Genomic DNA, 14671 nt, shown 5'->3' with positions numbered 1-14671 from the left:
GCAACATGCGCCGAGCGTCAATCAACAAACGCTTGTCAGCGTCAATCAACATCGGCATCATCAACCTCGCCGCGACATTCTCATCTTGTTTGTCGCGCGTCTCTCATCCAGATTGTCGCGCCACAGGAGGCGGCGAGGCGGGAGGCGGCTGTGTTCATTATGTCCTGTCGGGGCAGGCGTGACGGATCGGCGGCGCGTGCCGCGTAACATAGCAAAATGCGGGGGCCGCCGCACTGGGGCTGGCGAGTAACCGTACGCCCGAAGGGGGCAAGGCACGGCCGCCGCATTGTTGCTAGAGTCTGCTTTTTCAGAGGAGCACGCTATGCGCTTGCTGCACACGATGTTACGCGTCGGCGATCTCGATCGTTCGATCGCGTTTTACACGGAACTGCTGGGGATGAAAGTTCTGCGTCGGCAGGACTACCCGGAAGGCCGTTTCACGCTGGCGTTCGTGGGCTATACGGACGAGAGCGAAGGGACGGTGCTCGAGCTCACCCACAACTGGGATACGAAAGCGTATGACCTCGGCAACGCGTTCGGCCATCTCGCGATCGAAGTCGACGATGCCTATGCGGCCTGTGAAAAGATCAAGGCGCAAGGCGGCACCGTCGTGCGCGAGGCGGGCCCGATGAAGCACGGAACGACCGTGATCGCGTTCATCGCCGATCCGGACGGATACAAGATCGAGTTCATCCAGAAAAAACGCTGACGTATGCCCGCGTGAGCGGTGCCGATGCCCGAACTAGAGAGCCGGAAGCAGTTCGGGCGGATGATGCTTGAGCGTATGCCGCGCTTCGCGAAACTCGGGAAAGATCGATTCGACCGTCTGCCAGAAGCGCGGGCTGTGGTTCATTTCGCGCAGGTGCGCCAGTTCGTGCGCTACGACATAGTCGACGATCGAGAGAGGAAAGTGAATCAGTCGCCAGTTCAGGCGGATGCGCCCGTCGCTCGAACAACTGCCCCAGCGCGTTGCGGCCGACGAAAGCGCGTAACCCTTGAACGAGACGCCGAGTTTTTGCGCGTAGACATCGAGCCGCTCGCCGAACACGCGCTTGGCCTCGTTTTGCAGCCAACCCTGCACGCGATCCTTGATCTGCTGGGCATCCACATGGGCCGGCAACGCGAGCGCGAGCACGGCCACCTCCGGATCGAAGCGAAGCGCGCCGTGCGATGAGCCGAGCGCGACGGTGACCGGTTTGCCGAGAAAGGGGATCTGCGCCCCATCGCGCCATTCGATGCGCGGCAGCGCGCGCTGTTCGGTGCGTGTTTGCCATTCGGACAGCTTCGCGAAGATCCAGCGCTGCTTGCCGGCAATGGCGGCTTCGATATCGGCGAGCGTCACCCAGCGCGGCGCCGTGATGGTCAGGCCGCTGCCGTCGATCGTGAAGCCGATGGTGCGGCGCGTCGAGCGCTTGAGTCCATATTCGAGCGTACGGCCGTCGAGCGCCAGCCGGCGAAGCTTGACGCCGGGGGCAAATTTCGTGGGATCGGGCGATTGAAGTGCGGCGGGTGCCGGTGGCGCTTCGAGGGGCGGTTCTGCGAACAGCGGCAAATCGAGTTGCCGGTTGTCGAGCGCTTTAGCGCGGCTGGGTGGAGCAGGTTTGGGCATCGCTGTAGTAAGCATCCGGATCGATACGGCGCATCTCGGTTTCGATCCATGTCTCGACGCGCGTGTTGACCTCATCCGCCGTGAGCCCGACGGTATCGATCGGTTTGCCGATCGACACCGTAACGATACCAGGGTATTTGATGAACGAGTTGCGAGGCCAGACGCGCCCCGCATTGTGTGCGATCGGCACGACGCACACGCCCGCATCCATCGCGAAACGCGCACCACCTGTCTTGTACTTGCCTTGCGTGCCGACCGCCGTACGTGTGCCCTCGGGAAACATGATGACCCACGCACCTTCGCTCAAACGCTGGCGGCCCTGCCTCACCACCGATGCGAAAGCATATTTGCCTTCCTTGCGATCGATGTGAATCATCTTCAGCATGCCGAGCGCCCAGCCGAAAAACGGCACGTACAGCAGTTCGCGCTTGAAGACGTAGCAAAGCGGGCGCGGCATGATCGCCGGCAACGCGACCGTCTCCCATGCCGATTGGTGTTTGGGCAGCAGGACGGCGGGACCGTCGGGCAGGTTCTCCATGCCCTCGATGCGGTAGCGTATGCCGTTCAAATGACGCGCGACGAAGAGCGTCGTCCGGCACCAGCCAACAGCCATCCAGTAGCGCTTGTCGGCCCGCATGAACGGGAATGCGACGAAGCAGGCCGTGGCGTACGGGATCGTGAAGACGATCAGGAAGCAAAAAAGGAGGAAGGAGCGAAGAAAGCGCATCGGAATCGGAGTCTACTCGTCGCGCTCGGCGAGGTAATCGAGCGCGAAGTGTTTCAAGTCTTCATGCACCTTGGTGCCTTCCGGCAGACCGCCCGCGGCAAGCGTTTTCGCGCCTTTGCCCGTCAGCACGAGGTGCAGGTCGAAGCCGAGCACCGCACCGGCCTGGAGGTCGCGTAGCGCATCGCCGACGACGGGCGTCGCCGCAGGATCGATCTCGAAGCGGTCCATGATCATCTTGAGCAGCCCCGGTTTCGGCTTGCGACATTCGCATTGGTCGTCCGCCGTATGCGGGCAGAAGAACACGGCATCGATGCGGCCGCCCACCGCGGCCGCGGCGCGCTGCATTTTCGCATGCATGGCGTTGAGCGCCGCCATGTCGAACAGGCCCCGCCCGATGCCGGACTGGTTCGATGCAACCACGACGCGGTAGCCGGCTTGATTGAGTCGGGCAATGGCCTCGAGGCTGCCGGGAATGGCGATCCACTCGTCGGGCGACTTGATGAAGGCGTCCGAATCGACGTTGATGACCCCGTCGCGATCGAGGATGACGAGCTTCTTGCTGGAGGTCATGGTGAGCGTTTCCGGCGTCAGGCAGCGAGCTTCGAAATGTCGGCGACGCAGTTCATCTGCGCATGGAGCGCCGCGAGCAAGGCGAGCCGGTTTTTGCGCAGCGCGTCGTCATCGGCATTCACCATGACATCGTTGAAGAACGTGTCGACCGGTGCGCGCAGCGCGGCAAGCGCCGAAAGCGCGCGCGTGTAATCGCGCTGGGCGAGCTGCGATTGCACTGTGGGCGCGACCGCGATGAGCGCGTCGCTCAGCGCTCTTTCGGCAACTTCGACGAGCAGGCGCGACTCGATTCCGCTGCCTGACGGCTTCGCGTCGAGTTCGGATTTCTTGAGGATGTTCGAGATCCGTTTGTTGGCCGCCGCCAGGGCTTCCGCCTCGGGCAGTGCCGTGAATTCGCGCACGGCGTCAAGGCGCGCAATGACATCGTCGATACGCCGCGGCTCGAGGCTCAGCACGGCCTCGATCTCCCCCGCCGAGTAGCCGCGCTCGCGCAGCAGGCCGCGCAGGCGGTCCATGAAGAATGCGTAGAGCGGCTTCGACGAATCGGCGACCTGCGGTTCGGCCGCGAAGACGCCGCATGCAGCCTCGATGAGTTCGATCAGATCGATCGGCAACGCGTTCTCGATGAGGATGCGCAACACGCCGAGAGCATGGCGGCGCAATGCAAACGGGTCCTTTTCGCCGGTGGGCACGAGGCCGATGCCCCATATTCCCGCAAGCGTCTCGAGTTTGTCGGCGAGCGCGACTGCCGTACCGACGCGCGTGGAAGGCAGCGCATCGCCGGAAAAGCGCGGCTGGTAGTGTTCGCTGCAAGCGAGCGCGACATCCTCGGGCTCGCCGTCATGGCGCGCGTAGTAGGTGCCCATCGTGCCTTGCAGTTCGGGGAACTCGCCCACCATATCGGTCAGCAAGTCCGCCTTGGCGAGGTACGCGGCACGCTCGGCCTCGGCGATGTTCGCATCGACGAGCGGGGCGATTTTGCCGGCCAGCGCGACGAGGCGCTCGACGCGCTTGAACTGCGAGCCCAGCTTGTTGTGATAGACGACATTCGCAAGCAGCGGCACACGCTCGGCGAGCGGTTTTTTCTTGTCCTGCTCGAAGAAGAACTTGGCATCGGCGAGGCGCGGCCGCACGACGCGTTCGTTGCCCTCGACGATCTCACCCGGCGTTTTCGTTTCGATGTTGGAGACGATCAGAAACCGCGAGCGCAATTTGCTTTCGCTATCGGTCAACGCGAAATACTTCTGGTTCGTCTGCATCGTCAGGATCAGGCATTCCTGCGGGACCTGCAGAAACTCGTCTTCGAAACGGCAGGCGTAGACCACCGGCCATTCGACCAGCGCAGTCACTTCGTCGAGCAGTGCGTCGGGCATCACCACGACATCGCCTCCCGCATGTGCCCGCAACTGCGTCACGATGCTCGCGCGGCGATCGGCGAAGTTCGCCACCACGTGCCCTTTCGCGCGCAGCGTGGCCGCATACTCGTCGGCATGGAGGATGGCCACGAGACCGTCCGACAGAAACCGGTGGCCGACCGTGGTGTCGCCCGCATCGATGCCGAACGCAGTGACCGGCACGACTTCTTCGCCATGCAATACGGTGAGCCGCTGAACCGGGCGAACGAATTGCACGCTAGTGCCGTCGGGACGCTGATAAGTCATCACTTTCGGGATCGGCAGCTTTGCAAGCGTTTCGTCGAGCGCCGCCTGCAACCCCGCGGCGAGCGTGGCACCGGGCGCCGAGTAGCGCAGAAACAGCGCTTCGGCCTTACCGTCTTGCGCACGCTCGAGTTGATCGACGTCGATATCGGGAAAGCCGAGCGCCGCGAGCTTCTTGGCAAGCGGCGCGCTCGGACGCCCGTTCGCATCGAATGCAACCGACACGGGCAGGACTTTCTCGCGCACGTCCTTGGCCGGTGCGACGCTGCGCACATGCTTGATCGCGACGGCCAGGCGTCGTGGCGTCGCAAAACGCTCGAACGAGGGTTCGCCGGCGATGAGATCGCGAGCGGCCAGCCGCTCCACGAGGCCGGTGGCAAAGGCTTCACCGAGGCGCGCGAGCGCTTTCGGCGGCAGTTCTTCGGTCAGCAATTCGACGAGGAGCGTGGCTTGTTCGATTTGATTCATGTTCTGGGACTAGGTCTGTTCCTAGGTTGGGTCACTGCTCGTCGATCGTACGCTCAACCTTGAGCGGCGGCGCCCAGGCGGGCAGCGCGGCCTCTTGCGCGTCGGTCGTGAGACCGCGCACGCCGTGCACGGGATTGCCGAGCATCGGGAAGCCGAGTTTTTCGCGCGAATCGTAGTAGGCCTGGGCGACGAGGCGCGACAGCGCACGGATGCGGCCGATATAGGCGGCACGCTCGGTCACCGAGATGGCCCCTCGCGCATCGAGCAGATTGAACGTATGGGCGGCTTTGAGCACGAGCTCGTAGCCGGGCAGCGCCAATTGCGTTTCGATCATGCGCTTCGCTTCCGACTCGTAGCTGGAGAAAAGCGTGAAGAGCAGATCGACGTTCGCGTGCTCGAAGTTGTAAGTGGACTGTTCGACTTCGTTCTGATGGTAGACATCGCCATACGTCAGCCGGCGCATCTCGGGGCCGTTCGGGCCCGCTTCTTCCCACTCTGTCCAGACGAGGTCGTAGACGTTCTCGACCTTTTGCAGGTACATGGCGAGCCGTTCGAGCCCATAGGTGATTTCGCCGAGCACGGGCTTGCAATCGAGGCCGCCGACCTGCTGGAAGTACGTGAACTGCGTGACTTCCATGCCATTGAGCCAGACTTCCCAGCCGAGGCCCCATGCGCCGAGCGTGGGGTTTTCCCAATCGTCCTCGACGAAGCGCACATCGTTTTGCTTCAGATCGAAACCGAGCGCCTCCAGCGAGCCGAGGTAGAGATCGAGGATGTTCTCGGGCGCGGGTTTCAGCACCACCTGATACTGATAGTAGTGCTGCAGGCGGTTCGGATTGTCGCCGTAGCGGCCATCCTTCGGGCGGCGCGACGGCTGGACGTAGGCGGCGCGCCACGGTTCGGGACCGACGGCCCGCAAGAACGTGTGCACGTGCGACGTCCCGGCGCCGACTTCCATGTCGATGGGCTGAAGCAGCGCGCAGCCCTGTTGGTCCCAATAGGATTGCAGCGTCAGGATGATTTGCTGAAACGTGAGCATGTCGTGCCTTTTGCGGCGCGCGGCGGTCAAGCCGCGGATCGCGCCGATGATAGGCCGCGCGAATGGGATCGGGCGCGGCCGGGGGCGCGGGATGGCGCATCGTTCGCCGCTTCCCGCCTGCTAAAACGATGAATTTTACCGGATTGGGATGCGCGTGCGACTTTCGGGGGGCCGGCAGTGCGCGAATCAGGCTCGCCGGCGCCGCGCGAACGCGACGCAAAGCGCGAGCAGCAGGAGCGAGACGGCCAGCACGACGAGGTTGCCGGTTGCGATGTAGGGCGTCGTGCCCGTCATGCCCTGCACTTGTACGTCGAGCGCGCCGGCCGTCAGCACCGGTAGCTGGGCGATGACGCGCCCCCGCGAGTCGATCGACGCGGTGGCCCCGGTGTTCGTCGCCGCGAGCAGCGGCCGTCCGGTCTCGAGCGTGCGCATGCGCGCCATTTGCAGATGCTGATCGAGCGCGATCGTCTTGCCGAACCATGCGAGGTTCGACACATTGACGAGCACGCTGGCCGGTGTCGCCGCTTCGCGCAATCGGCGCGCGATCTCTTCGCCGAAAATGTCCTCGTAGCAGATGTCGACATCGACGGTCTGATGGCCCACCTGGAACGGCGGCTGCACGGGCTTTCCGTTCGCCAGATCGCCGAGGGGAATGTTCATGAGCCGCACGAACCAGTGAAAGCCCCACGGCACGAATTCGCCGAACGGTACGAGGTGATGTTTGTCGTAACGGTAGAGCACGCCCGAGCGGGGCGTCACGCCGAACAGGCTGTTCGTCGGTTCGGTGATCTGCCCGTCGGGCGCGATCTTCGCGCCGAACGCCCCGACCAGAACCGATGAGCCCGTGCTGTCGGCGAATTGGCGCACGGCACGGCCGAACGGCTCCGGAAACTGCTGCGGCAGCAGTGGAACCGCCGTTTCGGGCGTGATGACGAGATCGGCCGGCTTGGCCGTGATCATTTTCTCGTAGAGCGCAATCGCCGCCGCGACACCTGCTTTGTCGAACTTCATCTCCTGCTTCACATTGCCCTGCAGGATTCGTGCGGAGATCGGTGCGCCATCGGGGCGGGTCCAGGCGAGTTGAGAAAGCGCCATGCCGCCCGCGATGAGCGCGATTATAGCGAGCGCGGACAAGAGAGCCCGCGCTCGCTGCGCCGGCCGTGCTGCCAGCCCTGCGACCGTTTGCACCGCGAGCGCGGCGGCCAGTGCGACGCCCCAGCCGACGCCGTAGACGCCCACGAGCGGCGCGAAGCCCGCGAGCGGTCCATCGACTTGGGCGTAGCCGCTCGCTAGCCACGGAAAACCCGTGAACACCGTTCCACGCAGCCATTCCCCAAGCGCCCACGCGCTGGCGAACGCGAACGCCCCCTGCCAGCCCGGCATGACTCCCTGCTGCGCGCGGCCGCGATTCGAATGGCCCGCGCCCACCGACCAGAGACCGGCCGCGAGCGCCGGATACGACGCCAGATAGATCGAGAACAGCACCAGCGCGGCAATCGCGAGCGGCGCAGGCATGCCGCCGTAGTCGTGCATGCTGACGTAGAGCCACCACACGCCCGTCACGAAGTTGCCGAAGCCGAATGCGGCGCCGGTCAGTGCCGCGCTTTTCCAGTGATGCGTGCGCGCGAGGCAGACGTAAAAGAGCATGAAGAGCGCGAGCTCGACCCAGCCGCCCGCACGCGTCGGCGCGAACGACAGAGTGTTGGCCGCGCCGAGCGCCAGCGCGGCCAGATAGTGCCAATGCGGCATGCCGCGCACGGCCGCGAGCGCGGAGCGATCGGCGTCGGCAGGCGTGCGGTACGCGGCGCGCGCGGGGTGGCGCGCGCGAGAGGAAATCGGTTCGGCCATGAACGAGGAGGCGAAGTGGTGCGGTTCAGGTCTGAACGTGCTGGGCTTCGCGTTCGCGCTGGCCGGCCAGCGGATCGCGCCGCACGAGCAGCACATGGATCTGGCGTGCGTCGCCGCGCAGGATTTCGAAGATCAGATCGTCGATGCGAACGCGCTCGCCGCGATGCGGCACACGTCCGAAGTGATGGGTGACGAGCCCGCCGATCGTATCGACTTCCTCATCCGAGAACCGGGTGCCGAACGTCTCGTTGAACTGCTCGATCTCGGTCAGTGCGCGCACGCGATAGCGGCCGTCGGGCGAGGCAATGATGTTGCCGCTTTCCTCGTCGAAATCGAACTCGTCTTCGATATCGCCCACGATCTGCTCGAGGACGTCCTCGATCGTAATGAGACCGGCCACGCCGCCGTACTCGTCGACGACGATGGCGATATGGTTGCGGTTCACGCGAAAGTCATGCAGCAGCACATTGAGGCGCTTCGCTTCGGGGATGAAGACGGCGGGGCGCAGCATGCCGCGCACGTCGAACTCGTCCTCGGCGTAGTAGCGCAGCAGATCCTTCGCCAGCAGCACACCGATCACGTTGTCGCGATTGCCTTCGTAGACCGGGTAGCGCGAGTGCGCTTTTTCGAGGACGAAGGGGATGAACTGCTCGGGGCTGTCCGCGATGTTGATCGCGTCGATTTGCGCGCGTGGGATCATGATGTCGCGCGCGCAAAGCTCGGATACCTGGAACACGCCCTCGATCATCGACAGTGAATCCGCGTCGATCAGGTTGCGCTCGTGCGCGTCTTGCAGGATGTCGAGCAGTTCGGCGCGCGAATCGGGCTCGGGCGAGATGAAATCGGTCAAACGCTCGAGTAGCGAACGCTTTTCGTGCGGCTTGTCGGTCTGTCGTCGACTGGGATAGGAGTCGTTCATGGCGGGGCGCCCGGAGACGGCCGGGCGCGTGGTACACGGAAAGTCAAGGATACACCAGCCGTGCGACACCTCAGCGTACCTGCCCTGCCGATGAAGTCGCACAACACCACGTTATTTTTTGGGACGAGCAAATTGTGAGACAAGCAAACTTTGAGGCAAGCGATTTTTGAGACAAGATAGCAGCCGTTTTTCTCCACCTTTTTGCGAAACGAATATGTCGGAAGAATTCGAAGTCCGGGGGCCGCATGAAGAGGCGCTCGAACATGCGGGCCACGGTGCTCATGGGGGCGGCCATCACGCCGCTCCCGGCGTCGCGCCCGACCCGTTCGCCGGACGCGTCGCCGTCATGACGGCGATTCTCGCGACCATCGGGGCCGTTTTTTCGTATCAGGGCGGTTCGACGGAGGGGCTCGCGCTTTTTTACAAGAACGAGGCGGCCATCCGGAAGACCGAGGCCGCCAACCAGTGGAACTACTACCAGGCGAAAGGCGAAAAGCAGAATCTGGCCGAGCTCGGGGCAGCGCTCGCCGCGAGCGACGCGAAAGCCAGCGCGAAATTCACGGCCGATCTGGCGAAGTACGCGCAGCAGAAAACGGCGATTCGCGAACATGCCGAAGCGCTCGAAAAGGGGGTGCGGGAAGCCGACGAAGCGAGCGAGCATCAGTTGCACTTGCACCATCGCTGGGCGCAGGCGACCACCCTCACGCAAGTCGCCATCTCGCTGGCCGCGATCACGTTGCTGACGCGGCGCCGCTGGCTGCTGGCCGGCGCATTCGGCGTCGCCGTTGCGGGCGTCGCGGTCGGTGGGGCCGCGCTGCTTGGATTGTGACCGGCGGCAAAACAGACGGAAAAATAGGGCGAGGCCCCGAAGTGGCCGCTCGCTTCGAGTCGCGGGGCGCGATTATTCCTCGGCGCAGCGCCTGAGCAGTGCTTCGAGCGCGCGGTCCGGCATGCCGCTTTTGCGCAGCGCGTCGACCGTGCGGCTCACATAGTCGAGCGTCGTGCCGTAGCGTCCGCGCGCGCAACCGAAAACAGCCTTCACGACCGCGTCGGGCAGTTTGCCCGTGTAGGTTGGCACATCGCGGCGCATGACGAACGCCAGCGCGGGGACGCGGCGCCCGTCGGCCAGCGCGCAGGGCAGCCATGCCGGCCGGTAGGAGCCCATCATCATTTCGCGCCGCCAGAGTGCTTGCAGATGCGGCATGGCGCTCGCGCCGTCGAGCCGGAATGCCACGCCCGTGCAGGAGCCGCCGCGGTCGAGCGCGAGCACGAGGCCCGGTTGCTCGGGCGTGCCGCGATTGACGCGCGACCAAAGATAAAGTCCGCGGTGATAGCCGCGCACACGTGCGTGGATCGTCTCCGCCGCCGGCATGCCCGGGTTCCAGATCAGCGAGCCATAGCCGAACAGCCACAGGTCGCTCGCACCGTCCCAATGCTCGAGCGCCGAGGCGAGCGACGCGGCGAGTTCGTCGTCCGAGAGCAGGCGCGCCTCGCCGAGCGACGGCGGATAGCCGCACGCGGGCTCGGGCAGGTCATCGTCGGGATCGGAGCAGACAGCTGAGGACATGGCGTCGAAGCGGAGGTGGCGTTCGGGGATTCGTCAGCGTTCGCGGTACGGGTCGGCGAAGCCGAGCTGGCCGAGAATGCCGGTCTCGAGCGTCTCCATTTCGTGCGCTTCGTCTTCGGTCTCGTGATCGTAGCCCTGCGCGTGCAGCGTGCCGTGCACGATCATATGCGCGTAGTGCGCTTCGAGCGGCTTGCGTTGCTCGGCGGCTTCTTTTTCGATGACGGGGCAGCACACGATGATGTCGCCCGAGACCGGATCGTCTTCGGTTTCGGCATACGCGAACGTCAGTACGTTCGTCGCGTAATCCTTGCCGCGATAGGTGCGGTTCAGCAGGCGTCCTTCCTCGGTGTCGACGAAGCGCAGCGTGAGTTCGCCATCGGCGAAAAGCGCCGCCTTCACCCAGCTCGTGACGCGCGCGCGCGTCAGCAGGGTCTTGTGTTCAGGGTAGGCGCCGGCGGCCGGAAATTGCAGCGAGAGCGCCAGGCGGGGAGCGCGATTCATGCGCGTGCCCCCGTGCCGCTCACCTCATGCCGCGGGCTCGGGCGGTGGCGGCTCGCGCAGCGCTTCGTGCCGGACTCGCTCATCACCGGGCGTCGGACGCGTGACCGTCCTCTTTCTTCATGTGCTGGTCATAGGCGTCGACGATGCGCGCGACGAGCGGGTGGCGCACGACATCGGCGCTCGTGAAGCGCGTGAGCGCGATGCCGCGCACATTGGCCAGCACATGCTCGGCTTCGATGAGGCCGCTCTTGGCGCCGCGCGGCAAGTCGATCTGTGTCGTGTCGCCCGTCACGACGGCTTTCGAGCCGAAGCCGATGCGCGTGAGAAACATCTTCATCTGCTCGGGCGTGGTGTTTTGCGCTTCGTCGAGAATGATGAAGGCGTGATTGAGCGTGCGTCCGCGCATATAGGCGAGCGGGGCGATTTCTATCATCTGGCGCTCGAACATCTTGGCCGTCTTGTCGAAGCCGAGCAGATCGTAGAGGGCGTCGTACAGCGGCCGCAGATAGGGGTCGACTTTCTGTGCGAGGTCGCCGGGCAAAAAGCCCAGGCGTTCGCCTGCCTCGACGGCCGGGCGCGTCAGCACGATGCGCTTGACGTGATCGCGCTCGAGCGCATCCACCGCGCAGGCCACGGCGAGATAGGTTTTGCCCGTGCCGGCCGGGCCGACGCCGAACGTCACGTCGTGCGAGACGATCTGCTTCAGGTACTCGCGCTGCGCGCGCGTGCGTCCGCGCAAGTCGGCGCGGCGCGTATAAAGCTTAGGCCCAAGTTCCTCGAGGTTCTCGTCGTCGAGACCGGCCGGTTCGTCGAACGGGTGATCGGGGTCGTAGCGTGCGCCGGACTCGCTGCGTTCTTCCTCGGGCGGGCCCGAGCGGTTGCTCAGATGACGCGATTCGACGAGCGCGAGCTGGATGTCGTCGACGGAAAGCGGCTCGCGCGCGCGGTTGTAGAACGTTTCGAGCGCACCGAGTGCCAGCTTGGCGCCGCGCCCACGGATGGCAATGCGATGGCCGCGCCGCTGCAGTGTGACGTCGAGCGCCTGCTCGATCTGACGCAGGTTCTCGTCGAGGGGGCCGCACAGATTGGCCAGGCGGGCGTTGTCGTCGCGCGGTGCGGTGAACTCCAGCGGTTGGGCAGTCTTCAAGGCGAAGGGCGATCCTTAGTCCGGGTAAGCGCTCAATGCACCGCGGCATCGGCGAGCACGAGCTCGCCGCGCAGCGAATGCGGATAAGCGTGGTTGATGCGCACATCGATCATTTGGCCGATGAGCCTCGAATGTACGGCGAGCGGCGCCGGGAAGTTCACGACGCGGTTATTCGCCGTGCGTCCGGCGAGTTCGCTCGGATCCTTGCGCGACGGTCCTTCCACGAGGATGCGCTCGATGTTGCCGACCATCGCTTCGCTGATGCGCACGACGTTCGCATCGATCGTCGCCTGCAGATGCTGCAGGCGCTGCAACTTGATTTCACGCGGCGTATCGTCGTGCAGATTGGCGGCCGGCGTGCCGGGCCGCGGGCTGAAGATGAACGAAAAACTCGTGTCGTAGCTCATCTCGTCGACGAGCGCCATGGTTTTCTCGAAGTCCTCTTCCGTTTCGCCGGGAAAGCCGACGATGATATCGGTCGACAGCGACAGATCGGGGCGGATGGCACGCAGCCGGCGGATCACGGACTTGTACTCGAGTACCGTATAGCCGCGCTTCATCGCCATCAGGATGCGGTCCGAACCGTGCTGCACGGGAAGGTGCAGATGCGAAACGAGCTTGTCGACCTTCGCGTAGGTATCGATGAGCCGCTGCGTGAACTCCTTCGGATGCGACGTCGTATAGCGGATGCGTTCGATGCCGGGTATCTCGGCGACGTATTCGATGAGCGTGGCGAAATCGGCGATCTCCGCCGCCCCCGCCGTAATCGGCCCGCGATAGGCATTGACGTTCTGTCCGAGCAGCGTGACTTCGCGCACACCCTGATCGGCGAGGCCGGCAATTTCGGTCAGCACGTCATCGAGCGGGCGCGAAACTTCCTCGCCGCGCGTGTAGGGCACGACGCAGTAGCTGCAGTACTTGCTGCAGCCTTCCATGATCGAGACGAAAGCGCTCGGACCTTCCACGCGTGCCGGCGGCAGGTGATCGAATTTTTCGATTTCAGGGAACGAGATATCGACCTGAGCGCGGCCGCTCGCGCGGCGCGCGTCGATCATCTGCGGCAGCCGGTGCAGTGTCTGAGGGCCGAAGACGAGGTCCACATAGGGGGCGCGCGCGACGATCGCCGCGCCTTCCTGGCTCGCCACGCAGCCGCCGACGCCGATCAGCAGTCCGGGCTTCGCTTCTTTGAGCTCGCGCACGCGGCCCAGGTCGGAAAATACCTTTTCCTGCGCTTTTTCGCGTACTGAGCAGGTATTGAAGAGGATGACATCCGCGTCTTCGGGGGTGTCCGTCTTGACGAGTCCTTCCGCTTGCCCGAGCACATCGACCATTTTGTCGGAGTCGTACTCGTTCATCTGGCAGCCGAAGGTCTTTACATACACTTTCTTTGTCATGAAGCTCGCCGTTCGCAGTGGTTGACCTGGGGGCGGTAAATTCGAAGTCGAGATCGAAGGAATGACGGCGCGAGCGCTGTCGGGCGCCGCCCGTGAAACGAGGCCCGCCGAAGCGGTCCGCATAGCTCGGTATTATAGCGTTTCACGATTGCCGCTCCGGGCGGCGGCGTCGCCGGTCTGGCCCCGACCCGTCGGCGCCTGCGAGCCGAGCATCGGCAGATCGGCCCAGGCCGCCTCGGCCTGCGCAAAACGTTCTACCAGAAATTCCAGTAAGGCCTGTACGCGCGCCGGCCGGTACCGGTTGCGATGGAAAAGCGCCGTGATGGGCGAGTCCGCCGCGTAGTGCCATTCGGGCAGGACCACCTGAAGGCTGCCGGCGCGCAATTCGGCGTCGATATCCCAGAGCGACTTCAATACGATTCCATGACCGCTGAGCGCCCACGTTCGCGTGACCGCGCCGTCGTTGGTTTCGCGCGAAGTGTCGAGCGGGACCGTGTAGCTTTCGGTTTGCGCGCCGCGCACGAATCGCCACTCGTTGAGCGGCCCGGAGGCGATCACGAGCACGATGCAGTCGAAGCGCGCGAGGTCCGCAGGCGAGGCAGGCGTTCCATGCCGCGCCAGATAATCGGGCGAAGCGACCAGCACGCGCCGGTTCGTGGCCAGCCGCCGGGCGACGAGCGAGCAGTCCTCGCGCGGCGCGCCGAAGCGAATCGCCATGTCGATGTCGTCTTGCAGCAGATTGGAGACCGAATCGGCGAGCGAGAGCGCGAACGTGACATCGGGGTGCAATGCGTTGAATGCGTCGAGCCAGCCCATCAACAGGTTGCGTCCGAAGTCGGACGTCGTCGAAATGCGGATCTTGCCGCTCACGACGTTGCGCCCGGCGGCGAGCGCCGCCTGGGCGTCATCGAGCGCTTGCAGCGCTTGCGTGGCGTGGCGCAAGTAGAGGCGCCCTTCCTCGGTCAGGCGCAACTGCCGGGTCGTGCGCTCGAAAAGCCGCGCCGCGAGCGCTGCTTCAAGCTTCGCGAGCCGGGCGCTCGCGGCGGCGGGCGTCAGCCCCAGCCTGCGTCCTGCCGCCGAGATTCCGCCGCTTTGCGCCGCCTCCACGAAAAGCCGGATGTCGCCGAGTCTGTCCATGACTTTATTCGATTCCGTTTGAAAATCCTTCAAACGATAGCCCAATTATCAAATGAATGACGACTACGGAGAATACGGCGTTCCAGC

Annotated in this window: 15 protein-coding genes; 3 read left to right on the top strand and 12 right to left on the bottom strand. The window is 64.4% G+C overall.

Annotation, left to right across the window (positions count from 1 at the left end; translation table 11 throughout):
• Together GWC77_RS29135 and gloA are read left to right on the top strand one after the other, a co-directional pair.
• Nucleotides 1-182: hypothetical protein (locus GWC77_RS29135; RefSeq protein ID WP_217283320.1), on the top strand; the 182-nt coding region annotated here is incomplete at its 5' end.
• Between the two features lie 140 nt (nucleotides 183-322).
• Nucleotides 323-709 (top strand): lactoylglutathione lyase, encoded by a 387-nt coding sequence (gene gloA / locus GWC77_RS18075; RefSeq protein WP_173259216.1) that lies wholly within the window; start codon nucleotides 323-325, stop codon nucleotides 707-709.
• 33 nt (nucleotides 710-742) lie between these two features.
• Here the strand turns inward: gloA and GWC77_RS18070 are convergent, their stop codons facing one another.
• The 7 genes from GWC77_RS18070 to GWC77_RS18040 form a co-directional block, all read right to left on the bottom strand.
• On the bottom strand, nucleotides 743-1609 hold the full coding sequence (locus GWC77_RS18070) for a M48 family metallopeptidase (protein ID WP_173259214.1): 867 nt from the start codon (nucleotides 1607-1609) through the stop codon (nucleotides 743-745).
• Nucleotides 1578-2336: a 1-acyl-sn-glycerol-3-phosphate acyltransferase gene (locus GWC77_RS18065; RefSeq protein WP_173259212.1), complete on the bottom strand. Its 759-nt coding sequence runs from the start codon at nucleotides 2334-2336 to the stop codon at nucleotides 1578-1580. Before GWC77_RS18065 ends, GWC77_RS18070 begins: the two co-directional genes overlap by 32 nt.
• Nucleotides 2337-2348: 12 nt before the next feature.
• Nucleotides 2349-2906, bottom strand: a complete 558-nt coding sequence (gene gmhB / locus GWC77_RS18060; protein WP_173259210.1) for a D-glycero-beta-D-manno-heptose 1,7-bisphosphate 7-phosphatase — start codon at nucleotides 2904-2906, stop codon at nucleotides 2349-2351.
• 17 nt (nucleotides 2907-2923) lie between these two features.
• Complete coding sequence (gene glyS, locus GWC77_RS18055) at nucleotides 2924-5032, bottom strand: glycine--tRNA ligase subunit beta (RefSeq protein WP_173259208.1); 2109 nt, start codon at nucleotides 5030-5032, stop codon at nucleotides 2924-2926.
• Nucleotides 5033-5063: 31 nt separating this feature from the next.
• Nucleotides 5064-6071 (bottom strand): glycine--tRNA ligase subunit alpha, encoded by a 1008-nt coding sequence (gene glyQ / locus GWC77_RS18050; protein ID WP_173259206.1) that lies wholly within the window; start codon nucleotides 6069-6071, stop codon nucleotides 5064-5066.
• Nucleotides 6072-6257: 186 nt separating this feature from the next.
• Nucleotides 6258-7919 (bottom strand): apolipoprotein N-acyltransferase, encoded by a 1662-nt coding sequence (gene lnt / locus GWC77_RS18045; RefSeq protein ID WP_173259204.1) that lies wholly within the window; start codon nucleotides 7917-7919, stop codon nucleotides 6258-6260.
• Between the two features lie 25 nt (nucleotides 7920-7944).
• Entirely contained in the window at nucleotides 7945-8838 is an 894-nt protein-coding gene (locus GWC77_RS18040; RefSeq protein WP_173259202.1) for an HlyC/CorC family transporter, read from the bottom strand.
• A 214-nt stretch (nucleotides 8839-9052) separates the two neighbouring features.
• On the opposite strand from GWC77_RS18040, the gene GWC77_RS18035 reads away from it, so the two are divergent.
• On the top strand, nucleotides 9053-9667 hold the full coding sequence (locus GWC77_RS18035; protein WP_173259200.1) for a DUF4337 domain-containing protein: 615 nt from the start codon (nucleotides 9053-9055) through the stop codon (nucleotides 9665-9667).
• Nucleotides 9668-9739: 72 nt separating this feature from the next.
• Here the strand turns inward: GWC77_RS18035 and GWC77_RS18030 are convergent, their stop codons facing one another.
• The 5 genes from GWC77_RS18030 to GWC77_RS18010 form a co-directional block, all read right to left on the bottom strand.
• Complete coding sequence (locus GWC77_RS18030) at nucleotides 9740-10405, bottom strand: gamma-glutamylcyclotransferase (RefSeq protein WP_173259199.1); 666 nt, start codon at nucleotides 10403-10405, stop codon at nucleotides 9740-9742.
• 33 nt (nucleotides 10406-10438) lie between these two features.
• The gene (gene ybeY, locus GWC77_RS18025; RefSeq protein ID WP_173259197.1) at nucleotides 10439-10906 is read right to left on the bottom strand and encodes an rRNA maturation RNase YbeY; all 468 of its coding nucleotides are present in this window, start codon (nucleotides 10904-10906) and stop codon (nucleotides 10439-10441) included.
• An 82-nt stretch (nucleotides 10907-10988) separates the two neighbouring features.
• Nucleotides 10989-12053, bottom strand: coding sequence for a PhoH family protein (locus GWC77_RS18020; RefSeq protein ID WP_173259195.1), 1065 nt, complete (start codon nucleotides 12051-12053; stop codon nucleotides 10989-10991).
• A gap of 32 nt (nucleotides 12054-12085) precedes the next feature.
• Nucleotides 12086-13447, bottom strand: coding sequence for a tRNA (N6-isopentenyl adenosine(37)-C2)-methylthiotransferase MiaB (miaB, locus tag GWC77_RS18015; protein WP_173259193.1), 1362 nt, complete (start codon nucleotides 13445-13447; stop codon nucleotides 12086-12088).
• Between the two features lie 132 nt (nucleotides 13448-13579).
• Nucleotides 13580-14584: a LysR family transcriptional regulator gene (locus GWC77_RS18010; protein WP_173259191.1), complete on the bottom strand. Its 1005-nt coding sequence runs from the start codon at nucleotides 14582-14584 to the stop codon at nucleotides 13580-13582.
• Between the last annotated feature and the right edge of the window lie 87 nt (nucleotides 14585-14671).

The organism is Paraburkholderia sp. NMBU_R16 (assembly GCF_013282575.1).
Classification (GTDB): Bacteria; Pseudomonadota; Gammaproteobacteria; order Burkholderiales; family Burkholderiaceae; genus Trinickia.
The sequence above is the reverse complement of the archived record's forward strand: the minus strand, read 5'-3'. Positions and strand labels throughout refer to the sequence as shown.